The organism is Paraburkholderia sp. FW306-2-2C-D06C, from assembly GCF_058781505.1.
Genome location: NZ_JBYSWU010000015.1, coordinates 47,443 through 70,210, shown reverse-complemented (window position 1 = coordinate 70,210; position 22,768 = coordinate 47,443). Strand labels below are relative to the sequence as shown.

Annotated in this window: 22 protein-coding genes; 15 read left to right on the top strand and 7 right to left on the bottom strand. The window is 65.1% G+C overall.

Annotation, left to right across the window (positions count from 1 at the left end):
- Position 1: 1 nt before the first annotated feature.
- Positions 2-1,645, bottom strand: a complete 1,644-nt coding sequence (locus tag AC3WLT_RS14115) for an ATP-binding protein (RefSeq protein ID WP_492592330.1) — start codon at positions 1,643-1,645, stop codon at positions 2-4.
- Positions 1,646-2,024: 379 nt separating this feature from the next.
- On the opposite strand from AC3WLT_RS14115, the gene AC3WLT_RS14110 reads away from it, so the two are divergent.
- Positions 2,025-2,258, top strand: a complete 234-nt coding sequence (locus tag AC3WLT_RS14110; protein ID WP_492592392.1) for a DUF2866 domain-containing protein — start codon at positions 2,025-2,027, stop codon at positions 2,256-2,258.
- A gap of 23 nt (positions 2,259-2,281) precedes the next feature.
- Positions 2,282-2,602 (top strand): hypothetical protein, encoded by a 321-nt coding sequence (locus AC3WLT_RS14105; protein WP_492592329.1) that lies wholly within the window; start codon positions 2,282-2,284, stop codon positions 2,600-2,602.
- Positions 2,603-2,689: 87 nt separating this feature from the next.
- Here AC3WLT_RS14105 and AC3WLT_RS14100 read toward each other — a convergent pair whose 3' ends face one another.
- From AC3WLT_RS14100 to AC3WLT_RS14085, 4 genes are all read right to left on the bottom strand, one after another.
- A complete protein-coding gene (locus AC3WLT_RS14100; protein WP_492592328.1) occupies positions 2,690-3,187 on the bottom strand; it encodes an Lrp/AsnC family transcriptional regulator in 498 nt (165 codons plus the stop codon).
- Between the two features lie 51 nt (positions 3,188-3,238).
- Positions 3,239-4,636, bottom strand: coding sequence for an aspartate aminotransferase family protein (locus tag AC3WLT_RS14095; RefSeq protein ID WP_492592327.1), 1,398 nt, complete (start codon positions 4,634-4,636; stop codon positions 3,239-3,241).
- Positions 4,637-4,843: 207 nt separating this feature from the next.
- Entirely contained in the window at positions 4,844-5,770 is a 927-nt protein-coding gene (locus tag AC3WLT_RS14090) for a 2-hydroxyacid dehydrogenase (protein ID WP_492592326.1), read from the bottom strand.
- A 6-nt stretch (positions 5,771-5,776) separates the two neighbouring features.
- Positions 5,777-6,688 carry a GNAT family N-acetyltransferase gene (locus AC3WLT_RS14085; RefSeq protein ID WP_492592325.1) on the bottom strand — a complete coding sequence of 304 codons (912 nt, stop codon included), beginning with the start codon at positions 6,686-6,688 and terminating at the stop codon, positions 5,777-5,779.
- Between the two features lie 279 nt (positions 6,689-6,967).
- Between AC3WLT_RS14085 and AC3WLT_RS14080 the strand changes: the two genes are divergently transcribed.
- The 11 genes from AC3WLT_RS14080 (at position 6,968) to AC3WLT_RS14030 (ending at position 19,855) form a co-directional block, all read left to right on the top strand.
- Positions 6,968-8,509 (top strand): aldehyde dehydrogenase family protein, encoded by a 1,542-nt coding sequence (locus tag AC3WLT_RS14080; RefSeq protein ID WP_492592324.1) that lies wholly within the window; start codon positions 6,968-6,970, stop codon positions 8,507-8,509.
- A 343-nt stretch (positions 8,510-8,852) separates the two neighbouring features.
- Positions 8,853-9,521: a haloacid dehalogenase type II gene (locus AC3WLT_RS14075; RefSeq protein ID WP_492592323.1), complete on the top strand. Its 669-nt coding sequence runs from the start codon at positions 8,853-8,855 to the stop codon at positions 9,519-9,521.
- 126 nt (positions 9,522-9,647) lie between these two features.
- Positions 9,648-10,922: an NAD(P)/FAD-dependent oxidoreductase gene (locus AC3WLT_RS14070; RefSeq protein WP_492592322.1), complete on the top strand. Its 1,275-nt coding sequence runs from the start codon at positions 9,648-9,650 to the stop codon at positions 10,920-10,922.
- Between the two features lie 70 nt (positions 10,923-10,992).
- Positions 10,993-12,609 carry an ABC transporter substrate-binding protein gene (locus AC3WLT_RS14065; RefSeq protein WP_492592321.1) on the top strand — a complete coding sequence of 539 codons (1,617 nt, stop codon included), beginning with the start codon at positions 10,993-10,995 and terminating at the stop codon, positions 12,607-12,609.
- A 175-nt stretch (positions 12,610-12,784) separates the two neighbouring features.
- A complete protein-coding gene (locus AC3WLT_RS14060) occupies positions 12,785-13,738 on the top strand; it encodes an ABC transporter permease (RefSeq protein ID WP_492592320.1) in 954 nt (317 codons plus the stop codon).
- Positions 13,735-14,694: an ABC transporter permease gene (locus AC3WLT_RS14055; protein ID WP_492592319.1), complete on the top strand. Its 960-nt coding sequence runs from the start codon at positions 13,735-13,737 to the stop codon at positions 14,692-14,694. The genes AC3WLT_RS14060 and AC3WLT_RS14055 overlap by 4 nt, the downstream gene beginning before the upstream one ends.
- Positions 14,694-16,541: an ABC transporter ATP-binding protein gene (locus AC3WLT_RS14050; protein ID WP_492592318.1), complete on the top strand. Its 1,848-nt coding sequence runs from the start codon at positions 14,694-14,696 to the stop codon at positions 16,539-16,541. The genes AC3WLT_RS14055 and AC3WLT_RS14050 overlap by 1 nt, the downstream gene beginning before the upstream one ends.
- The gene (locus AC3WLT_RS14045) at positions 16,538-16,852 is read left to right on the top strand and encodes a (2Fe-2S)-binding protein (RefSeq protein WP_492592317.1); all 315 of its coding nucleotides are present in this window, start codon (positions 16,538-16,540) and stop codon (positions 16,850-16,852) included. The genes AC3WLT_RS14050 and AC3WLT_RS14045 overlap by 4 nt, the downstream gene beginning before the upstream one ends.
- Complete coding sequence (locus AC3WLT_RS14040) at positions 16,837-18,207, top strand: FAD/NAD(P)-dependent oxidoreductase (protein WP_492592316.1); 1,371 nt, start codon at positions 16,837-16,839, stop codon at positions 18,205-18,207. Before AC3WLT_RS14045 ends, AC3WLT_RS14040 begins: the two co-directional genes overlap by 16 nt.
- On the top strand, positions 18,204-19,400 hold the full coding sequence (locus AC3WLT_RS14035) for an NAD(P)/FAD-dependent oxidoreductase (protein ID WP_492592315.1): 1,197 nt from the start codon (positions 18,204-18,206) through the stop codon (positions 19,398-19,400). The genes AC3WLT_RS14040 and AC3WLT_RS14035 overlap by 4 nt, the downstream gene beginning before the upstream one ends.
- The gene (locus tag AC3WLT_RS14030) at positions 19,397-19,855 is read left to right on the top strand and encodes a helix-turn-helix domain-containing protein (protein WP_492592314.1); all 459 of its coding nucleotides are present in this window, start codon (positions 19,397-19,399) and stop codon (positions 19,853-19,855) included. Before AC3WLT_RS14035 ends, AC3WLT_RS14030 begins: the two co-directional genes overlap by 4 nt.
- Here the strand turns inward: AC3WLT_RS14030 and AC3WLT_RS14025 are convergent.
- Positions 19,826-20,797, bottom strand: coding sequence for a LysR family transcriptional regulator (locus tag AC3WLT_RS14025; RefSeq protein ID WP_492592313.1), 972 nt, complete (start codon positions 20,795-20,797; stop codon positions 19,826-19,828). The genes AC3WLT_RS14030 and AC3WLT_RS14025 overlap by 30 nt on opposite strands.
- A gap of 134 nt (positions 20,798-20,931) precedes the next feature.
- Here AC3WLT_RS14025 and AC3WLT_RS14020 point away from each other — a divergent pair, with 134 nt between their 5' ends.
- Both AC3WLT_RS14020 and AC3WLT_RS14015 read left to right on the top strand, forming a co-directional pair.
- Positions 20,932-21,642 carry an HAD-IA family hydrolase gene (locus AC3WLT_RS14020; RefSeq protein ID WP_492592312.1) on the top strand — a complete coding sequence of 237 codons (711 nt, stop codon included), beginning with the start codon at positions 20,932-20,934 and terminating at the stop codon, positions 21,640-21,642.
- 171 nt (positions 21,643-21,813) lie between these two features.
- Positions 21,814-22,014: a DUF2905 domain-containing protein gene (locus AC3WLT_RS14015; RefSeq protein WP_492592311.1), complete on the top strand. Its 201-nt coding sequence runs from the start codon at positions 21,814-21,816 to the stop codon at positions 22,012-22,014.
- Positions 22,015-22,113: 99 nt separating this feature from the next.
- Here the strand turns inward: AC3WLT_RS14015 and AC3WLT_RS14010 are convergent, their stop codons facing one another.
- Positions 22,114-22,641, bottom strand: a complete 528-nt coding sequence (locus tag AC3WLT_RS14010; protein ID WP_492592310.1) for a hypothetical protein — start codon at positions 22,639-22,641, stop codon at positions 22,114-22,116.
- Positions 22,642-22,768 lie beyond the last annotated feature (127 nt).

Here is a 22,768-nt window from a genome sequence, read left to right as displayed (position 1 = left end):
GTCAGCCTCCTTCCGGTGGAAAGCGGGCAGTGATCCAGACGCCGCCCAGAGGCGAGGCTTTGGCGTCGATCGTGCCGCCGTGCGCCGTCACAATAGCGCGGCACAGCGAGAGGCCCAGACCCGCGCCGCCGCTCTGCCGGCTGCGTGATTCGTCCACGCGATAGAAGCGGTCGAACAGATTGTCGAGCGCGGCCTCGGGCACACCGGGCAGCGAGTCCTGCACGTCAAGTTGCCAACCGCCGGCGCTCTGCGAAAGCGACACGCGTACGTGGCCGTCCGGATCGGTATAACGCAACGAATTTTGCAGCAGGTTTTTCAGTAATTGAACGAAACGTGCGGAGTCGACCGCGAACGTTGTGCTGGCGATTTCCGGCATGCAGCTCAGGTCGAGCGCAATTCGTTTTGCCTTGAACGACTCCCGCATGGCCTCGATCGAAGCCCGCGCCAGCTGCCCGACCTGGGTTGGCGTTTTGCGATAGCTGAGTGCGCCGACATCGCTCAGGGACAGCTCGTATAAATCCTCTATGAGCTTGTTGAGCATGTTCACTTCGGTTTGCAGTGAAGTGAGCGAATCGCGGTCGAATACATGCACACCGTCTTCTATGGCTTCCAGCTCGCCGCGCAGCACCGCGAGCGGCGTGCGCAACTCATGTGAAATATCGGCAATGAAATCGCGCCGGGAGCGCTCGGCTTTCTGAAGCGAATCGGCCAATACGTTGAAGTCGCACGCCAGCCTGCCAAGCTCGTCGCGTCTGCCGGCCGGCACCCGTGTCGTGTAGTCTCCGCCAGCAAGGCGGTGGGTCGCGTTCATCAGGCGCCTGACCGGCGCGAGAACGATGCGCGCAAGCACCAGCGCAACTAGCGCCGCGAGCACGACAGCAACGCCTGCGATTTCCCAGGTCGCGCGCGCCTGCTGCGCCTGGAATGCGATGTCGGCTGCGTCCGAAAGGGTATCGGGCCCGTTCGCGGCGAGCCAGCCCACGAGCTTGCCGTTATAGACGACGGGTCGCATCGGGCTGCCGGGCGGCGCAGGCTGGCCGCTGCTCGCCACGAGTTCGCGGCTGGCATCGTAGAGTGTGACGGGCGGACCCTCGGGCGGCGTGCCACGGCTCGTGCCGTCATGCGACGGGGACGGAGGGAGAGGGGGAGGGCGTTCATAGTTATTCTCGCCGCCCGCGACACCGCTCGCGGACACACGGTCACGCTCCATCATGATGCCCGGATTGGACGGCGGCGGAGCCGGCGGCAGGCGCATGCCCCAGTGCGGTCCTTCAGACGGGCCGGAGAGCGGCCCGAGCAGTTGCTGAACGCTTCCGCTGCCGGGGAAAGTTCTCCAGCCCGGCAGCTTGCCCAACTGCGCTGCGGCGAGTTCTTCGCGCAGGGCGTCGTGTGCGGCGCCGTCCAGCAGCGCGAGCCATGCATCGGGGTGCTCCCGCAGGAAATTCCAGTTGCCGTGAGCGGCGTATTCCGCCGTCACTTTCGCCATGACGGCTTTGATGCGCCCGGAGTTGCGCTCTCGCACATAGTGCAGGAAACCGTTTTCGAAGCTCACGCGCACGGCGTAGCCCATCGTGACGGAAATGGCCAGGCAGGCGACCAATACCGCGAGGAACATTTTCCAGGTAATGCCAAAGCGCACCTTCATTCGCCGTTGCCGCGCGTGAGAGAGCATGGTCCTGAAAGGGCGGCTCGGACGAGTGCGGATAGTTTCGCTTTGCATGGCCGGATTCTAGATGAATGCTGCGTCGATCCGCACTTGCCGGCGAATCTCCATAACTTCTCCTTCCTTTCTTCGTCGTGTCTGCGCGATGTCTGGATACGATGGCGTGGCAGTTTTACGGTGGCCTGACAAAGAGGCCATGTCCTGTGGTCAGTTCCATCAGTGGAGCATTCCCATGCAAGTCTCCTCACCTGTGAACCGTGCCGTGTCACGCGGTTTCCGGCCCGGCCGAAACACAGTCACCGCTGCCAGAACTCGCGGCGAAGCTGAAAGCGGTGTTAGCACGCCACGGGTTACGGACGCGGTGAAGATACGCGGCTGCCGCGTTTCTGCGCCGCTCATCCAACCATGGGGCGAGTGCTGCCGGATCGTCGAGTGGATCGATCGCAATGGCGAGTACTCTTGTATTGCTGTGCGAGGCGCCGCTACCGCGGCGGAGATCAGGGAGCGCGTGCGTATGCACCGCAACGGCCGGCGTCACACCCTGACGGACGACTCCAGCACGCCTGCGGACCGCGTGCGTCTGCGGCGCGCCTGAGCGCTGCTGAACCGGTTTCATTTATGCGCATCCTCATACTCGTGCTGGCCGCCGCATCGATCTGTTGTCCTGCGATCCGCCATGGTTTGCGCCTGGACAGCATCGATGCTTTCACTCGCGACAATGGCAGCGTTTTCGACGGCGCCGCGGATGATCTGAACGCGTGCACGGCGAGAGCCCACACTGCGTCGGGGTTCAGGCCAATCGTTGCGGCGGATTTCCACTACGGGCTCGGCGGTCTCCTGGCTGCGACCCGTGACCCGTATGCCGACTATTTCGATGTGATCGACGCCGCGATCACGTTGCCTTTGACACGGCTAGCGGTGGCGGAAGATCGGGAATAGCGCCGCTGAGAACGCGGCTGAATGGTGCGTATGACGCCCACGGTCCTCATGCAATGAGCGCGGGCGTTCAAGATCAGAATGAGTGCGCTAGTTGTGGTTCTGCGAGAACAGCGTTTCGAGCGGGTAGTGACTCTTCACGAACGGCGACTTGATGATCACATAGCTGAAGTACTTTTCGATGCCGATATCGCGCTCCAGCAAGCCTTCGATGATGCTCTGATAGTGGCTCACGCTGCGCGTGACGAACTTCAGCAGATAGTCGTAGCCGCCGCTCGCCAGATGACACTCGACGATCTCGTCGACGTCGCGGATCGCGTTGACGAACTTGATGAAGTCTTCCCGCCGATGATCGGCAAGCGTCACTTCGGTAAACACGATCTGCACGTCGCCGAGCTTTTCGAGCTGGATCTGCGCACCGTAGCCGATGATGTAGCCGGCCTTCTCCAGACGCTTGACCCGAATCAGGCAAGGACTGGGCGAAAGGCCGACCGCGTCGGCAAGCTCGACGTTGGTTATGCGGCCTTTCTTCTGCAACTGTGAAAGTATGCGCAGGTCAATCCGGTCCAGCTTGCAGTCGCTGCTCATCGTAACGTTATCGCTCCGGCGATGGATGAATGGGTCGAAGGGCCCTCTACTCTAGCACGCAGCGGCATGGCTTTTGTCCCTGAGCGCGGCCCGGACATCGGCTTGCGCGAGTACGTCGTCGAGGGTTTTTTCGAGTCGCTCGAACATCAGATCGAACTCCGCCTCGGTGTACGACAGCGCCGGTGCAAAGCCGAGAATATTGTCGCCAAACGCGCGGAAGATCAGGCGGTTTTCATACGCGGCGGCGGCGATCCGGTCGGACAGTTTCAACGCAGGAGCGAAGCCCGCTTTGCTGTCCTTATCCGCAACCAGTTCGAGCGCGCCAAGCAGGCCGCGGTGACGCGAGTCGCCGACCAGCGGATGCGCGAGCAGCGCATCCAGGCCGCGGGCGAAACGCGGGGTGCGCGCCACGCCGTTAGCGAGCAGGCCGCCCTCGTGATACAGGCGCATCACCTCGAGGCCGATCGCCGCGCTGACCGGATGCGCGGAGTACGTGTGGCCGTGACCGACGATTGCTTCGGCGTCGCCGTCGGCGATGCCCTGGTAGATTTCGTCAGACATCAACACCGCGCCCATCGGCGCATAGCCGGCGGTCAGTCCTTTCGCCACCGTCATCAGATCCGGTTCGACGTGTTCGGCCTGGCACGCGAACAGCGGACCGGTGCGGCCGAAACCGGTGATGACTTCGTCGGCGACGAACAGGATGCCGAGCTTGCGGCAGGCATCGCGCATCGCTTTCAGCCAGCCGACCGGCGGCACGATCACGCCGCCCGAGCCCTGAATCGGTTCGCAGAAGAAGGCCGCGACATGATCCGCGCCCAGTTCCGCGACCTTCGCTTCGAGTGCGGCGACCGAAGCGGCGATCAGCGCGGCGTCGTCGGCGAAATCGTTGCGGTACGCGTACGGCGACGGCAGATGATGCTGGGTCGGCAGCGGCAGATCGAAATTCCGATGGAACGCGGGCAACGCGGTGAGCCCCGCGCCCATCGACGATGAGCCGTGGTAGCCGCGCTGCAATGCGATGATGTGTTTCTTCGACGGCCGGCCCGTCGCGTTGAAGTAATGCGTGATGAAACGGATGGCGGAGTCGACTGCATCCGAGCCGCCGAGCGTGAAGTAAACGTGCTGCAACGAAGCGGGCGATGCCTCGACCAGCTTTTCCGCCAGTTCGATGGCCGGCGCCGAGCCGAAATGAAAATAGCCGGTCGCGTAGGGCAGTTTCTTCATCTGCTCGGTGGCGGCCTCGACGATGCTCTGCTGGCCATAACCCACGTTCACGCACCACAGGCCGGAGAACGCGTCGAGCAGTTCGTTGCCGGCCGCGTCGCGCAGAAACGCGCCGCTGGCGGAGTCGAGAACGGTGACGCCGCGAGCCTCGTGCGCGCGGTAGTTGATGACCGGGTGAATCAGATGCTTGCGGTCGGCTTCGATGAGCGAATGAATCGGCATGGTGGTTTCTCGTCGCGGAAAGGGGCTGTTGACCGTTCCATACTACTGACCTGCGACGAGTGCCCGCTCATCTAAACAATTGTCTGAAAAGCGCGCGCGACGCGTTTTGCTGCACGTGCTTAGCATTTTCTGCTGCGGACGCTGAAAAGCGGATGTGGGCCGGCCATGCCGCGCTCGAAGTCCCTTCAGTGTCCCTTCAGTGTCCCTTCAATATCCTTGAGTCCGGTCGATCTGACCGATCATCGGCAGACCGGCGCGATGCCGGCGCAGATTCTCCAGCACCACGTCGACGGCCGTTTCGGGGCGCGTGGCGCTGGCGATATGCGGCGTGATCCGCACGCGCGGATGGGTCCACAGCGGATGGCCGGTGGGCAAGGGCTCGGGGTCGGTCACGTCGAGAACCGCGTTGTGCAAGTGGCCGCTGTCCAGCGCCGCCAGCAGATCCTGCTGATTCAGATGCGGACCGCGTCCGGTCTGGATCAGCGACGCGCCGCGCGGCAGCTTCGCGAACAGCTTTGCGTCGAGCAGGCCGCGGGTGGCGGGCGTCAGCGGCAGCAGGCAGATCAGAATATCGGTACGGGCGAGAAACTCAGCGAGCGCGTCTTCGCCTGCATGGCAATCGACCCCTTCGATCTCGCGCGGCGAGCGGCTCCATCCAGAGCAGGCGAAGCCGAACAGGCGCAGCCGTTCCAGCACCGCGGTGCCGAGCACACCCAGTCCCAGCACGCCGATCCGGCGCTCGCCGGCCGGCTTCACCGGCTGTTCCCGCCAGACCTGCTGCTGTTGCTGAAGACCGTAGTCGAACAGATCGCGATGAATCGTCAGCACGGCCTGCGTGACGTATTCCACCATGCCTTCGACAATCCCCGGTTCGATCATCCGCACGACCGGCACATGAGCCGGCACGCCCGACAGATCGAACTGATCGATGCCGGCCCCGACCGAAAACACAACTTCGAGATTCGGGAAGATGCGCGTGGGGTCTGCGGGCGGCTGCCAGGCGGCGAGGTAGCGGATCGCGGCCGGGTCGCCGAGATCCGGCCAGATGTGGAACGGCAAATCGGGTGCTTTTTGCGCGAACAGCCTGGCCCATTGCGCGCCGCGCGCCGGGTCGGCTTTATAGAGGAAGGCCATGGTGAATCAGCAGAGCGCCTGATTGATGATGCCGAACTGCAGATAAGGCGCGTCCTCGCCGGCTGCGTGGGTGGCGTTGGCTGCGTTGGCTGCACCGGTTGAATTAGCCGCGCCGTCCGGCGCCGGATGGCGGACCATTTTCACGACCGTATCCACGCGCGGCAGCCCCAGCTGTTCCAGCCATTCAGTCAGACCGCTCTCGCCCGGCGTGTCGATCCGCACGAATACGCCTTCGTTGAGCGCGAGCCAGTGGCTGATCAGCGCCTTGGCGCGGCTCGAGTCCGCCGACCCGGGAGCGACCACCGGTCCGATCGCAAACCCCCGCCCGAAGCGGCGAAACAGGGCGAAGCCGACCAGTTCGCCGTCGCGGTCGAGCGCGATGCCGTCGGCGCAGCTCAACAGCGCGGGCAACACTTCGCCGCGGTCGAGGCCGCTCGCCTGCGACGCCAGTTCCACGAGCCGCGCCGTGTCGCTCGAACCGAGCGGGCGCAGACGCTCGCCCGGCGGCAGAGAAACGAGGGGCGGCTGGAACGCCGCGCCCTGATGCTGATCGAGCGTGCCGACTGCGCGAAAGCCCAGCTTCTCATACAGCGGCTGACCCGCGGCGGTCGCGTGCAGGAACGTGACCCGGCCGTCGAGTTCCTCCAGCACCCGCTCCATCAGCTTTTTGCCGATGCCGCGCCCTTGCTGCGCGGGCGACACGATCACCATGCCGAGCGAGGCCCGGTCCGCGCCGAACTTCCAGCACAGCGACGTGCCGATCACGCCGTTAGAGTCTTCCGCGACGAAACCGATGCCGAGCTGCGCGACGAATCTCCAGTCGTCCGCGCGATGCGGCCATTTCAACTCGACCGTCAGCGCGTGCGCGGCGGCGATATCGTCGTTGGTGAAGCGTCTGTAGGTAATCGGTTCGGACACGCCGTACTCCCTGAATGGCTGAAGACTTACGCCGTCACTTTGTCATCCGGCGCGCAGCGTGACTAGGACGATCTTTTTATCACGGCCGTTCGCAAGCCCCGCGGCGAAGTTCGACGCAAAACGCCTGGTCTGGGCGTCCATAACAAGCGTGATCTGCTGAACGGAGATTTTTGTCGGCGACATATGCCGCGCGCGTGGCCCTACGATTTCGTCATGCCGGCGGCGCCGTTCAGGCGCACTGCCCGAGGCCATCAGCAAGCCACTCAGGAAAACTTTCTCATGGACAGTTTCAATCCGGACGACGTCGCGGTTCGCAGCGGGCACTTCATCGGCGGCCAGTATGTCGACGAAGGTGTCGACGCAGGCGGGCGCAGCGGCGTGCGCAGCGGCGAGCGCCGTATCGAGGTGGCGCGCCCCTCGGACGGCGTGATCTACGCCTCCGTGCCGCTCGCCGGCGCGGCGATGGTGGATCGCGCGGTGGAGAATGCGTGGCAGGCGTTCAGGAGCAGCGGCTGGGCGCGGATGGCGCCGCGCGAACGCGCGAAGATCCTGCGCCGTTTCGCCGATCTGGTCGAAGCCGATGCGATGACCCTGGGCCGTCTGGAAGCGCTCGGCTCGACCCGCCCGATCGCTCAGGCGATCGGCTGGGACGTGCCGTTCACCGCCGAAGGCATCCGCTTCTACGCGGAGTTCGCCGACAAGCTGGGCGGCGACGTGGCCGCGACCGATCACGATCACCTCGGCATGACGATCGCCGAACCGTACGGCGTGATCGGCGCGATCGCACCGTGGAATTTTCCGCTCGTGATGGCGTCATGGAAGATCGCGCCCGCGCTGGCGGCGGGCAACGCCGTCGTGCTCAAGCCGTCCGAGATGACGCCGTTTTCGGCTCTGCGGCTTGCCGAACTGGCGGTGAAGGCAGGCGTGCCGGCCGGCATCTTCAACGTGGTGCAGGGCGACGGACGCGTCACCGGCGACGAGCTGGTGCGTCATCCGAAGGTCAGCAAGGTCACCTTCACCGGCTCCACGCGCACGGGCGCCGCGATCATGGCGGCCTGCGCCGGCAGCGGCACGAAGCCGGTCACGCTCGAGCTGGGCGGCAAGAGTCCGCAGATCGTGTTCGCCGACGCCCCGCGGCTCGATGACGTGGCGCGCCGCATCGCCGGCGCGATCACCGGCAACGCCGGACAGGTCTGCGTGGCGGGCTCGCGGCTGCTGGTCGAGCGAAGCCTCGCGGAACCGCTGGCCGAGCGCATCGGCAAGATCTTCGCCGAACTGAAGCCTGGCGCGACGTGGTCCACCGGCACCACGCTCTCGCCGATCATTTCCGCGCAGCAGGCGGCGCGCATTGAAGGCATTGTCGGGCGCACCCTGGAAGCGGGCGCGACGCTGCGCTTTGGCGGCGTGCGGGCCGACGGCGGCGCTGGTGCGGCGGGTGCGGCGGGTGCGTTTGCAGGCGCGTTCTACACGCCGACGCTGCTCACGGACGTCACGGCCCACTCCGAGGCCGTGCGCGAGGAAGTGTTCGGCCCGGTGCTGACGCTGCAAACCTTCGACACTGAAGAAGAAGCGCTCGCGCTCGCCCAGCATCCCGAGTACGGGCTCGCTGCGGGCGTGCATACAGCCGACCTTGGCCGCGCGCTGCGCTTCGTGCGCGGCCTCGAAGCCGGCACGGTGTGGGTCAACCGCTACGGCCGCACCTCCGACTTCATGATCCCCACGGGCGGTTACAAGCGCTCGGGCATCGGCAAGGATCTCGGCCGCCAGGCCTATGAGGCGAATCTGCGGTTCAAGAGCGTGCTGATCGATCTGCGGCCCTGAAGCCTGCTCTGAGCGCGGCCCCGAGCAGACCAGCGGGCCAGTATCGGCGGGGCTTTCCGCCCGGTCGCCGCAGACTCTGCTGTGCGACGGCCTCAAAACGAACGTTTTGTGTCACCGGCGGCGCCCGAATCAGGAACATCTATGTTTTTGCGCTGATTAAATCTTTTACAGGAATGAGCTTTCCCTGTCGACCGCAGTTAGCGCTTTAGCGCTTACTGCGGTCCCATGCAACGCTGTCGATCGGAGTTGGCGCTTTGGCACTTACTCCGATCCCATGCAAGATAGTTGCTGTTTTCGCCACTGAACTCGCCGCGAGTTCATCCCAACGATAAGGACTGACACCATGATCGAATTCGAACCGAAATACATCACCTTCGATTGCTATGGCACGCTCACGAAATTCCGCATGGCCGACATGACCCGCGAAATGTTCGGCAACGTGCTGCAGGGCGAAGACCTCGAGAAACTCGTCGCGTTCTATGCGGGCTATCGCCGCGACGAAGTGCTCGGCGCATGGAAGCCGTATCGCGACGTAGTGGTCAACGCGTTGCGCCGTGCCTGCAAGCGCATGAATGTCGAGTTCGATGAAGTGGAAGCCGAGAAGATCTACACGACGGTGCCGACCTGGGGTCCGCATCCGGACGTGCCGGAAGGCCTGTCGCGGCTGGCGAAGAAGTACAAGCTGGTGATCCTGTCGAACGCGTCGAACAACCAGATCCAGAGCAACGTCGACAAGCTCGGCGCGCCGTTTCACGCGGTCTTCACGGCCGAGCAGGCGCAGTCGTACAAGCCGCGCATGCAAGGCTTCGAATACATGTTCGACCAGTTGAACTGCAATCCGGAAGACGTGCTGCACGTGTCGTCGAGCCTGCGCTACGACCTGATGACCGCGCACGATCTGGGTATCAGGCACAAGGCCTTCGTCAAACGCGGCCACGAGCCGTCGACCCCGTACTATCAGTATTACGAGGTCAACGACATTCCGCATCTCGCGTCGGAACTCGGCCTGTAAGCGCGGTTTGTGCGCGTTGTTCGCACGCGGTTTGCGCGCGGTTTGCACGCGTTGCCCGGAAGCCGTTTGCACAAGCCGTTTGCCCATTCACCGCCTCGCTCATTGCCCAACCCAAGGACAGACCGGATGAAGCTCGACTCCTATTGGCTCGATACCGCGCCGCCGCTGCTCTCGGCGTGTGAAGGTCCGGTCGACAGCCAGGCCGATGTGGTCGTGATCGGCGGCGGCTTCACAGGGCTGTCGGCGGCTCAGGCGCTCGGGCGGCGCGGCGCCTCGGTGACGGTGCTCGACGCCGGGCGCATCGGCGGCGGCGCGTCCGGGCGCAACGGCGGGCAGGTCAATACCGGCGTCGCGCAGGACTTCGTCGCGCTGGTCGCGCAACTCGGCGTGGAGCGGGCGAGCGCCTGTTATCGGGCGTATGCGGATGCGGTCGACACCGTCGAGCGTCTGATTCGCGAAGAAAACATCGATTGCAATTATGCGGCCACCGGCAAGCTGAAACTGGCGTCGAAGCCGCACCACCTGGCGCATCTGGAGAAGACCGCGGAGCTGATCCGGCGCGAAGTCGATACGGATATCGAACTGATCGGCCGTGAGCGGATTCGCAGCGAAATCCAGTCGGACAGCTTCCATGGCGGATTGCTGCAGCGGCATGGCGGGCAGATGCACATGGGCAAGTTCACGGTCGGTCTCGCCGATGCCGCCGTGCGCCTCGGCGCGAAGCTCTACGAGAACGCCGCGGTCTCCGCGATCGTGAAGGACGGTGGCGGCTACCGCGTCACCTCGGCGCGCGGCGAAGTGCGCGCGAAGCAGGTGCTGATCGCCACCGGACCGTCGCGGCATGGTCCGTTCGGCTGGTACCGGCGGCGTCTCGCACCGGTCGGTTCGTTCATCGTCGTGACGGAACCGCTGCCGCCGGAACTGCTGGCGCAGGTGTTCCCGAACCGGCGCGCGTACACCACCACGCGGCTGATGCACAACTACTTTCGCGTGACGCCCGATGCACGGCTGCTGTTCGGCGGCCGGGCGCGTTTCACGGCGTCCGAGCGGCCGTCCGACGCGAAGAGCGGGCGGATTCTGCAGCAAGGCCTCGCCGGGATGTTCCCGATGCTGGCGAACGCCCGCATCGACTATTGCTGGGGCGGTCTGGTGGACATGACCGCCGACCGGCTGCCGCATGCCGGGCAGCACGACGGTATCTATTTCTCGATCGGTTATAGCGGCCACGGCACGCAGATGTCGACGCACATGGGCCAGGTGATGGCCGACGTGATGGACGGCCACGAGGAGCGCAATCCGTGGCGTGCGTCCGAGTGGCCGGCCATTCCCGGCCACACCGGCAAACCCTGGTTCCTGCCGCTCGTGGGGACGTATTACCGCATCAAAGACATTTTTTACTGAGTCCTCGTTGTTTTATCTGTAAGTCAACACCACGCAAGCATCCCTGCCAACCCTCGCGGAGAATCGTTCGATGAATAAGGAAAACTCGCAACATGGCGCTGTCCAACTCGACACCGGGTTGGAGCAGTTGACGGCCAAAGGCGCCGCGCGGCGCGACGTGCTGCGTGCAATGGCCGCCGCCGGCATGATGTCGATGACAGGCGCCGGCCTGCTCACCGCGAGCGGCGCCGCGTTTGCGCAGGCCAAGCCGAAGCAGGGCGGCAAGATCCGGGTGGCGACGCAGTCCGCGTCCGCAGCCGATACGGTCGATCCCGCGAAGGGCGCGCTCGGCACCGACTACGTCCGTTGCAACATGTTCTACAACGGTCTGACCGAACTCGATTCGCATCTCGGCGCCAAGATGGCGCTCGCGCAATCGCTGGAAACCAGCGACGCGACGGTGTGGGTCGCCAAGCTGCGCAGCGGCGTGCAGTTCCACGACGGCAAGTCGCTCACGCCCGCCGACGTGGTGTATTCGATCATGCGGCACAAGGATCCGGCGACCGCCTCGAAAGCGAAGACGCTGGCCGACCAGATCAAGGAAGTGAAGGCCACCGGCCCGAACGAAGTGACGATCACGCTCGAAGGTCCGAACGCCGATCTGCCGGTGATTCTCGCCACCTCGCATTTCCTCATCATCAAGGACGGCACCAAGGACTTCAAGACGGCGGTCGGCACCGGCCCGTTCAAGGTCAAGGAATTCTCGCCGGGCGTGCGCACGGTCGGCGTGAAGAACGAGAAGTACTGGAAGCCGGGCCTGCCGCACCTCGACGAAGTCGAATTGATCGGCATCGGCGACGAATCCGCACGCGTGAACGCATTGCTCTCGGGCGACGTGCAGCTGATCAACGCGGTGAGCCCGCGTTCGACCGCGCAGATCAAGGGCGCCGGCGGTTTCGCCGTGCTGGAGACCAAGACGGGCGAGTACACCGACCTGATTGTCCGCGACGAAGGCGGCATGACCGGCAACGACGATTTTCGTCGAGGCATGATGTACCTGCAGGATCGCGAGCAGATGCGCCGCGCGATCTTCCAGGGCTACGGCGCGATCGGCAACGACCAGCCGATCGATCCGACCAACAAGTACTACCTGGCCGGTTTGCCGCAGCGCACTTTCGATCCGGACAAGGCGAAGTTCCATTTCCAGAAGGCCAAGATCGGCAGCACGCCGATCCAGATCTTCGCGTCGCCGGCGGCGGAAGGATCGGTTGAAATGGCGATGTTCCTGCAGCAGGTGGCGCCGCAAGCCGGTCTGAATCTGCAGGTGTCGCGCGTGCCGTCCGACGGCTACTGGTCGAACCACTGGATGAAGCATCCGCTGGGTTTCGGCAATATCAACGCACGTCCGAGCGCCGACGTGATCTTCACCCAGTTCTTCAAGTCCGACGCGCCGTGGAACGAAGCGAACTGGAAGAGCCCGAAGTTCGATCAGATGCTGGTCGCGGCCCGCGGCGAACCGGACGACGCCAAGCGCAAGAAGATCTACGGCGACATGCAGGTGCTGGTGCATGAAAGCGGCGGCGTCGGCATTCCGCTGTTCCAGAGCTCGCTCGATGCCTACACGACGAAGCTCAAGGGCCTCGGCTCGATCCCGCTCGCGGGTCTGATGGGTTTCATGTTCGCGGAAAACGTCTGGCTCGACGCCTGAGCTTTGACGCCTGAGCTGCATGAAGGAAGGGTTTCCAGTCTGACGAACTGGAAAGTCAAACCCGGCAACACGCACGCCGCTTTTGCCGGCGTGCGGTTTTAACCGCAACTATCTTGCATGGGATCGGAGTAAGCGCTAAAGCGCTAACTCTGGTCGACACAGGAGGCGACTCTCGATGAAAGCACACGCGCAACGACTCATCGCCGCGCGCCTCGGCCTCGCGCTGCTTACGCTGCTGCTGGTCTCAGCCGTCGTGTTCGCCATCACCGGCCTGCTTCCCGGCGACGCCGCCCAACAGGCGCTCGGCCAGGCGGCGACGCCCGAAGCCGTGGCGGCCTTGCGGCATCAGTTCGGACTCGACCAGCCGGCGCTGCAGCGCTACTTCGAGTGGCTCGTTCATATTGTCAGCGGCAACTTCGGCACTTCGATGTCGAACAACCTGCCGGTCAGCCAGTTGATCGCCACACGCCTGCCCAACTCGCTGGTGCTGGCCGGTCTGACGGCGCTGGTCTCGGTGCCGGTCGCGTTGCTAATCGGTATCTCGTCGGCGATGTTCCGCGGCTCGCTGCTCGACCGCGTGCTCAATGTGCTGACGCTGTCGACGGTCGCCGTGCCGGAGTTCCTGATCGCGACGATCGCCGTGCTGATCTTCGCTGTCAAGCTGCGCTGGCTGCCCGCGCTCTCGTATCTGTCGGAAGTGCACTCGCTCGGCGCGCTGCTGCGGATCTACGCGATGCCCGTGATGACGCTGTGCTGCGTGATCGTCGCGCAGATGGCGCGCATGACGCGCGCCGCGGTGCTCGATCAGCTCAATTCGTCGTATGTCGAAATGGCCGTGCTCAAGGGCGCCTCGCCGGTGCGCGTGGTGCTGCGGCATGTGCTGCCGAACACCATCGGCCCGATCGCCAATGCGGTGGCGTTGAGCCTGTCGTATCTGTTCGGCGGCGTGGTGATCGTCGAGTCGATCTTCAACTATCCCGGTCTCGCGAGCCTGATGGTCGACGCCGTCACGAACCGCGACATGCCGCTCGTGCAGGGATGCGTGATGGTGTTCTGCGCGGCGTATCTCGCGCTCGTGCTGATCGCGGACCTGTGTCAAATCGTATCCAACCCGAGGCTGCGTCAATGATGAGCCGACCCACCCACCCCCACGTTCCTCACGCCGGCACGGAACTGTACGACGTGAGCCGCGACGAGCTCGTCGTCGAGCCGCCGGCAGCAGCGTCGGCAGCCGCGCCGGCAGCGCCGAAACAAGGCGCGTTGCAACGGCTGGTCCACCGCTTCTCCGTGCTGGGCCTGATCGGCCTCACGCTGGTCGCCTTCTGGCTGATCGTCGCGTTCATCGGGCCGCTGGTCGCGCCGTACAAGGGCGGCGCGCTGACCTCGACGGAAATTTTCGGCTCCTACAGCGCGGCTTATCCGCTCGGCACCGACTATCTCGGCCGCGACATGCTGAGCCGGATTCTCTATGGCGCGCGCTACACGGTCGGCCTCGCGCTGGCGGCGGCCGTTCTCGCCAGCGTGATCGGCACGTTTTTCGGTCTGCTGGCGGCCGTGTCCACACGCTGGGTCGACGAGATCCTGAGCCGCCTGTTCGACGCGCTCATTTCGATTCCGAGCAAGGTCCTCGCGCTGGTCGTGGTCGCCGCGTTCGGTTCGTCGATCCCGATGCTGACGACCGTCGCCGCGCTCGCCTATATTCCCGGCGCCTTCCGGATTTCGCGCTCGCTCGCGGTGAACCTGATGGGCCTCGAATACGTGCAGGTGGCGCGAGCGCGCGGCGAGGGCATTTTCTACATCGCGCGCGTCGAAGTGCTGCCGAACATGATCCATCCGATGCTCGCCGATTTCGGCCTGCGCTTCGTGTTCATCGTCCTGCTGCTCAGCGGACTGAGTTTCCTCGGCCTCGGTGTGCAACCGCCGAACGCCGACTGGGGTTCGCTCGTGCGCGAGAACATCGGCGGCTTGTCCGAGGGCGCGCCTGCCGTACTGATGCCGGCCGTCGCGATCGCGACGCTGACCATCGGCATGAATCTGCTGATCGACAACCTGCGGCGCCGTGGCCGTGGTCAAGGAGGTGCGTGATGGCGGCTCACGACATGATTGAAGTGAAGGGCCTGCGGGTCGTCGCGGGTGCGGCGCCGGGTCCGGTGACCGAGATCGTCAAGGGTGTCGATTTTTCGGTGAAGAAGGGCGAAGTGCTCGCGCTGATCGGCGAGTCCGGCTCGGGCAAGACGACCATCGCGCTGTCGCTGCTCGGTTATGCGCGCGCCGGCTGCTCGATCAGCGGCGGCTCGGTGCGGGTCGGCGATGTGGACGTGCTGTCGCTCGACGCGAACGGCCGTCGCGCGTTGCGGGCGCGGACCGTCGCGTATGTCGCGCAGAGCGCGTCGGCCGGCTTCAATCCGGCGCGCACGATCATGGACCAGGTCACCGAGCCGGCCTTGCTGCATCGGCTGATGACGAAAGAGGCGGCGCGCGCCAAGGCGGTCGGCCTGTTCCGCGCGCTCGCGCTGCCCGCGCCGGAGACGATCGGCGCCCGCTATCCGCACCAGGTGTCGGGCGGCCAGTTGCAGCGGCTGATGGCCGCGATGGCGCTGATTACCGATCCGGCCGTCGTTGTGTTCGACGAGCCGACCACCGCGCTCGACGTCACCACGCAGATCGAAGTGCTCGCGGCGTTCAAGAAAGTGGTTCGCGAACTCGGCACGACCGCCGTGTATGTGTCGCACGACCTTGCGGTGGTCGCGCAAATGGCGGACCGGATCGTCGTGTTGAACGGCGGCGCGGTGAAGGAGAACGGCGCGGTCGCGCAAGTGCTCGACGCACCCGTGGATGCGTACACGCGCCAGCTGCTCGCCGCGACGCGCCGCCCGGAAATGGAATTCGACACGCTCGCCGACAAGACCGGCCGCGTGCTGCCGCCGCTGCTGGAAATTCGCGGCCTCGCGGCGGGCTATGGACGGCTCGACAGCAAAGGCGTGCCCGCGGTGCGGGTGCTCGACGACGTCAGCCTGTCGATCCCGCGCGGCAGCACGCTCGGCGTGATCGGCGAATCCGGCTCGGGCAAGACGACGCTGGCGCGGGTGGTGGCAGGTCTGGTCGACCGTGCGCGCGGCGAGGTGCTGTTCAACGGCAAGCCGTTGCCGGCGCAACTGTCGCAGCGCACGCCGGAGCAATACCGGCAGATCCAGATCGTGTTCCAGAACGCCGACACCGCGCTGAACCCAAGTCATTCGATCGCCGATATCCTCGGCCGGCCGCTCGCCTTTTATCACCGTCTGAGCGGTTCCGCCGCGAACAAACGCATGCTGGCGCTGCTCGATCTGGTCAAGCTGCCGGCGTCGGTCGCCACGCGCACGCCTGCCGGACTGTCCGGCGGTCAGAAGCAGCGCGTGAACCTGGCGCGCGCGCTCGCCGCCGATCCCGCGTTGATCCTGTGCGACGAAGTCACCTCCGCGCTCGATACGGTCGTCGGCGCGGCGATCCTCGACCTGCTGGGCGAATTGCGGCGCGAACTCGGCGTGTCGTACATGTTCATCAGCCACGATATCTCGACTGTGCGCGCGATCTGCGACGAAGTGATCGTGCTGTACGCGGGGCATCGCGTGGAAGCCGGGCAGCGCGACGTGCTCGCGGCGCCGCCGTACCACCCGTACACGGAGCTGCTGGTCGATTCCGTGCCCGCGCTGAAGCCAGGCTGGCTCGACGCGCGCCGCGAGATTGGTGCTGCCGCCTTGCCGCCGCTCGGGCCGGGCGCCGACATCCCGGAGTTGTGCGCGTTCCGCGCGCGCTGTCCGGTGCGCATCGACGGGATGTGCAATATGACGCCGCCGTCGCTGAAGAAGCTGCCTTCGGGCGCGGAGATTCTTTGTCACTATCCGGCGGCTGAATTGAACCGTTTGCAGAGCGTAGAGGCGACCCTGGCATGAGCGGACGATTTGTGCGGGTCGCGGAGACCGGCCGCAAGACCTTCCCGATCACGGTGGACGGCGTCGTGCAGCAGGCCGCCGAGGGCGACACGCTGATGGTCGCGCTGCTGACCGGCGTGACGGCGTTGCGCGATTCGGAATTCGGCGACGGCCGCCGCGCCGGTTTCTGCCTGATGGGCGCCTGCCAGGACTGCTGGGTCTGGACCGCGCAAGGCGAGCGGGTTCGCGCCTGCACTACGCCGGCCGCGCCGGGCATGTCGATCGTCACGAAGCTGGCCGAGGCCGGGGAGGGCGTATGGCCCCGCGGGTAGTCGTCATCGGGACCGGCCCGGCGGGTGTGCGCGCCGCCCAGGCACTGGTCGAAGCGGGCCTGCGGCCCACCGTTATCGATGAGGGGCGGCGCGACGGCGGGCAGATCTACCGGCGGCAACCGGAAGGTTTTTCGCGCAGCTACGAGACGCTCTACGGCACCGAGGCGGCGCGCGCCGCGGCGCTGCATCAGAGCTTCGATGCGCTCAAGGGCAAGCTCGACTATCTGCCGGAGACGCTGGTCTGGAATATCACACCGAACACGGTGCATCTGGTGAGCGGTACGCAGTACCGGACGCTGGCGTTCGATGCGCTGATTGTTTGCAGCGGCGCGACGGACCGGCTGATGCCGGTCAAGGGCTGGCATCTGGCCGGCGCTTACAGCCTGGGCGGCGCGCAGGTCGCGCTGAAATCGCAGGGCTGCGCGATCGGCGCGCGCACCGTGATGATGGGCAGCGGCCCGCTGCTGTATCTCGTCGCCGCGCAATACGTGAAGGCCGGCGCGCAGGTGGCCGCGGTGCTCGATACGTCGACGTTCATGCAGCGCGTTGCCGCGCTGCCCCGGCTGCTGGCGATTCCCTCCGCGCTCAGAAAGGGCATTGCGTTGACGCGCGTACTGGCGCAGGCGCGCGTGCCGGTTTATCGCGGCGTGCGGCCGGTCGAAATCAAGGGTTCGCCGCAACAGGGCGTGAGCGGCGTCGAAGTCGCGTTGCCCGGCGGCGAGCGCTTCGAGGTCGCGTGCGAGGCGGTCGCGCTTGGTTATCACTTGCGTCCCGAAACGCAGCTGGCGGACCTTGCGGGTTGCCGGTTTCTGTTCGATGAGCGTACCCAGCAATGGCTGCCGCAAATCGACGCGGACGGCCGCAGCAGCCTGACGGGCATCTACCTGGCGGGCGATGGCGCAAGGGTTCGCGGCGCGGACGCCGCCGAACGCTCGGGCCGCCTCGCGGCGCTCGCGGCGATGCACGATCACGGTATGCGGGTCGAGGGCGTCGAGCGTTTGCGCGCCGAACTGGCCCGCTTCACGCGCTTCGCCGCGGGTTTGCGGGAAGCCTTTCCGTGGCCGGCGAAATTCGCCGCGTCGCTTCCGGACGAAACGATCATCTGCCGTTGCGAGGCAATTACCGCAGGCGAATTGCGGCGCGTCGTGCGCGAAACCGGCGCGCAGGAGGCCAACCGCGCGAAGGCGTTTTCGCGCGTCGGCATGGGCCGCTGCCAGGGACGCTATTGCGGCCACGCCGGCGCCGAGGTGATCGCGGCGGCGGCGTCGGTGCCGTTGTCGTCGGTCGGACGGCTGCGCGGGCAGGCGCCTGTCAAGCCGCTGCCCGTGGCGCTGGTCGAGGAGGCGGGCGAATGAGCGCCATGAACACAACGAGCACGACGAACGCGACGAACGCAACCGAAGCCGATGTGATCGTGATTGGCGGCGGCATCATGGGGACGAGCACCGCGTTCTTTCTGCGTCAGCGCAACCGTTCGGTGATCCTGCTCGAGCGCGGACTCACCGGGCAGCAGGCGAGCGGCGTGAACTTCGGCGGGATTCGCCGGCAAGGCCGCGCGCTGCCGCAACTGGCGATGGCGAACCGTGCGCTGCGGACCTGGCAGCGCTCCGCGGAGCTGCTAGGCGAGGACATCGAGTTCCTGCCGTCGGGCCATACGCGCGTGTGCTACCACCAGAAGGACGTGGAGAATTTCGACCAGTACGCGATCGACGCGCGCGCCTATGGTCTCGAACTCGAAGTGCTGCACGGCGAAGCCATGTTCCGGCGCTTTCCGTTCCTCGGGCGCGAGGTGCTGGCGGCATCGATTTCGCCGCTCGACGGCCACGCGAACCCGCGTCTCGCCGCGCCGGCGTTCGGCCGGGCCGCCGCGCGTCTGGGGGCGCGGATCGTGGAGAACACCGAGATCGTCCGGGTCGACAAGGACGGCGACCGCTTTCGCGTGGAGAGCGCGCGCGGCGACGTCTATCGCGCGGCGCAACTCGTGATCTGCGCGGGCGCCTGGGCGAACCGGCTCTCCGAGCAGTTCGGCGAAGCCGTGCCGCTGACCGCGAGCGGGCCGCAGATGGCCGTCACGGAGCCGGTGCCGTACGTGTTCAGGTCGTCGATGGGCGTCTTCACGTCCGTGAAGGAAGAGAGCATTTATTTCCGCCAGATTCCGCGCGGCAACATCATTCTCGGCGGCGGTCCCGGCGGCCCGGCGGATGCCGTCACTTCGCGCGCTTCGGTCGTGCCGCGCAACACCGTGCGGCAACTGGCGCAACTGCGCCGCCTCGTGCCCGCGCTGGCGCCGCTGCACGTGATTCGCGTGTGGAGCGGGGTGGAGAGCTATCTGCCCGACGGCGAGCCGGTGATCGGACCCAGCAGCAAGGTGGATGGTCTGTATTACGCGTTCGGTTTCTGCGGCTCGGGTTTCCAGATCGGCCCGGGCGTCGGCGAGACGATGGCTGAACTCGTCGATACAGGCAGTACGCCGATTCCGCTCGACGCGTTTGCCATCGCGCGTTTTGCGAAGCATCCGGCCGCCCGTTCCGAGGCCGCGACGTCATGAAACAGTCCATCGCGCTCAGCGCGGCCCGGGCATTTATCGAAGCGCATTTCGCGGAGCCGGTGACGCTCGCGCAGCTTGCCGAGCTGTCCGCGCTCAGCGTTTCGCGGTTTGCGACCGTGTTTCGCCAGCAGTATGGGGCGTCGCCGTACCGGTATCTGTGCGGGCTGCGGATTCAGCGCGCGCAGACGCTATTGCTCGAAGGCGTGCCCGGGTCCGTCGTCGCGACCGAGGTCGGCTTCTTCGACCAGAGCCATTTCGGCCGCCATTTCAAACGATGCTGCGGCATGACGCCCAGCATGTTTATCGAGCGCGCGGCAGCGAACGCGGCGACGCATGGCGGCAAGCAACTTTCCGCTTCTTCTTTGTCCATCACGAAGCGAGCGGCGAGGGTGGAGGCGTCCGCAACCTTGCTGAACGCCGAACGTTCAGCCGAGCACCAGTCCGGCTTTTTTTAGCGCGGCGCGGATGCCGAGCGCCGGGTGCGTGCGATCGACCGTGCGTATATCCGCCCGCGTTTCTTCGATGATCCAGTCGCGCAAGCTCGCCACGACCGGCCGCATCGGTCGATTGGGCGGCGACACGACGCAGAAGCGCCGGCTGGTCACGATGATTTCGTTTTCGGCCGGCACCAGCGCGCCTTCGCACAGCCAGTGCGCCACCACGTTGAGCCAGCCGAGCGCGATGCCCTGGCCGAGCAGCGCGGCCTGCACGACGATCGCGTAGTCGTTGAAACCCAGCATGTTGGCCGCCCGCCGCCGATGTTCCGCGAACGCCGTGAAGCGCTCATGCCAGCCGCGTTCTTCGTCGTCCATGACGATCACCGTGTCGCCTTTTTCGCGGCCGGCTTCCTGCTGCATCTGCGCGTAATAGCGTGGGTTGCAGATCGGCAGCAGCGTCTCGGGCATCACGAGTGCGCTGTTGGCGTCGAATTCTTCTTCCCTCAGGAAACGCATGCCGAGATCGACGTCGACGAGCGGACCGCCGATGCGCCCTGAAATAAGCTGAAAACGCAGATCGATCGACGGGAACGCCTGCTTGAGGCGGTTCAGCCGCGGCATCAGCCAGTGCGTGGTAAACGCCGTGGATACCGAGAGCGTGACGGCTTCCACACCGGTGGCGCGCGCTTCGATTTCACGCAGCGCGTCTTCTATTCCACCGAACCCCTCGCTGATCTTGCGGTAGAGAATCCTGCCGTTTTCCGTCAGTTCAATCCCGCCGCGCACCCGCTCGAACAATTGCACGCCGAGATGATCTTCCATGCGCGCGAGCATTCTGCTGACGGCCGGCTGACTGACATACAACTCCTGCGCCGCGCGCGTGAAATTGCCACAACGGGCGGCGGCTTCGAACACGAACAAGGCGTTCGCGCTGGGTAGTTTTCGACGGAGATTCGGCATAACTTCATGTTATGCCCGATCCAATAATTAGGGAATTGCTGTCAATAAGATCGGCCCGTATATTTTTTCGAAACGCGCGGCAAGACCTGGCGTCATTCACTGAACCTTACTTACGGACTTCAAAGGATTACGAAATGAAATTGACTCAATTCAAGGTTTTGACTTTCGACGTCGTCGGCACGCTGATCGACTTTGAAAGCGGCGTGCTCGCTTCGGTGCGCCGGCTCGGCGGCGACGCAGCAAAGGACCTGACCGACGATCAGATCTTCCAGCCGTACATGCGCGGCCGTGAAAAGCATCCGGGCCGTTCGAGCAAGGAGATGGCGAACGTTTATCTGTCGCTGGCAAAAGAGCTGGGTCTGCCGGACGACGCGCAAACTGCCGCTGCGTTCCAGCGCGACGTGCTCGACTGGCCCGCATTCAGCGATTCAGTCGATGCGCTCAAACGTCTGCGCAAACACTTTCGCCTCGTCGCCATGACGAATGCGGATCGCGTGGCGCTTTCGTCTTACGCCTACACGCTCGGCGATCCGTTCGACGACACGGTGACGTGCGATGAAACCGGCGTCGCCAAGCCCGATCCGCAATTCTTTGCGTACAACCGTGGTCGGCAGGCTGCGTTCGGCTACAAGTTCGGCGAGATTCTGCATACGGCGCAGAGCCAGTATCACGATATCGGCGTGGCGACCGCGCTGGGCTATTCGACGTGCTGGATCGAACGCCGGCAAGGCCTGAAGGGTTTCGGCGCGACGCCGACGCCGTCCGAAGTCACGACGCCGACGTTCAGGTTCGCGACGATGGCGGCGCTGGCCGACGCGGTCGAGGCCGAAGCGCGGAGCGCTTGATTCCAGATGGCGCCGGCGCTCGCGGGACGAGCGCCGGTTTCGTCAGCGCTGATCGGCGACCGCCGAGCGAGCGCAATGCGTACTACGATATTCTGGAGCGCCCTCAAAAGGCATTGGACGTCACGGCCAGGCTCGTATGGTTTCTCGACGCGCTCTATCTAAAACATCGCCATGCAACGCGTTCTAATAATCAGCGGAATACTCCTCGTCGCCGCAGGTCTCGGCTGGCGGTGGCTATCCCGGCTCCCGCTCGGGCGTCTGCCCGGCGACGTCAACATCGTACGGCCGGGGTTCAGCTTCCATTTTCCGATCGTGACGTGCATCGTCATTTCGGTCGTTTTGTCGATCCTGATCTGGCTGTTCAGGCGATGAGCCCGAGACGCCCGGTCACAAGAAAACGGCCGCAGCCGCGCGAATTGACGCAAGCGATCTGCGGCCGTTTTAGCTAGCCGACTAACTAGCGGGAAGGTATCAGCCCGTCGCCGCGCCCGTTCCACCCGCCTCTGCCTCCTTCCTCTCGAGGCGCAGATAGATATCGGCCGCGACCAGCCCGAACACGATGTGGCCGATGAAGCTCACCCACCCGCGGGCCTCCGCGAACCACGGGAAAAACGCGGTCATGCCGTAGAAATTGACCAGGTACACGGCCACGCCGAACAGCCCGCCGGCGAGCGACGCCATTCCGACGCTCGAATCGAGGCTGAACGGCGCCATGATCACCGCGAGAATGACGGCGAAAACGATCGCTAGCACGAAGTGGACGATCAGCGCCGTCAGCATGATGCCGACGGCGAACGTCGCAGGCTGTGCCAGCGCATCGCGGCCAAGGACGATCGCCGCGATCATCCGTGGCGGCCCCCATGGGCTCTGCCCTATCGCCCACATCGCGAGGAGCTCGAGCACGAGGAACACCGCGCCTGCCACGCAGCCGCCGATCACCGCTGCGCGCCAGTCCGGCATGCGGCGCGCAAAATGGTGCGAATGCATGTGAAGTTCCATGATGATCTCCTTGAGCGCGGCAGATTCGCACCGCTCTCCCTAGCCATTCTAGGAAAATCTGCAAAAAAAGTGCGGCGGCGCCCCGGATCGCCAGCCGGCCCGGGCCGCGCTGTCACTGCACATGCGT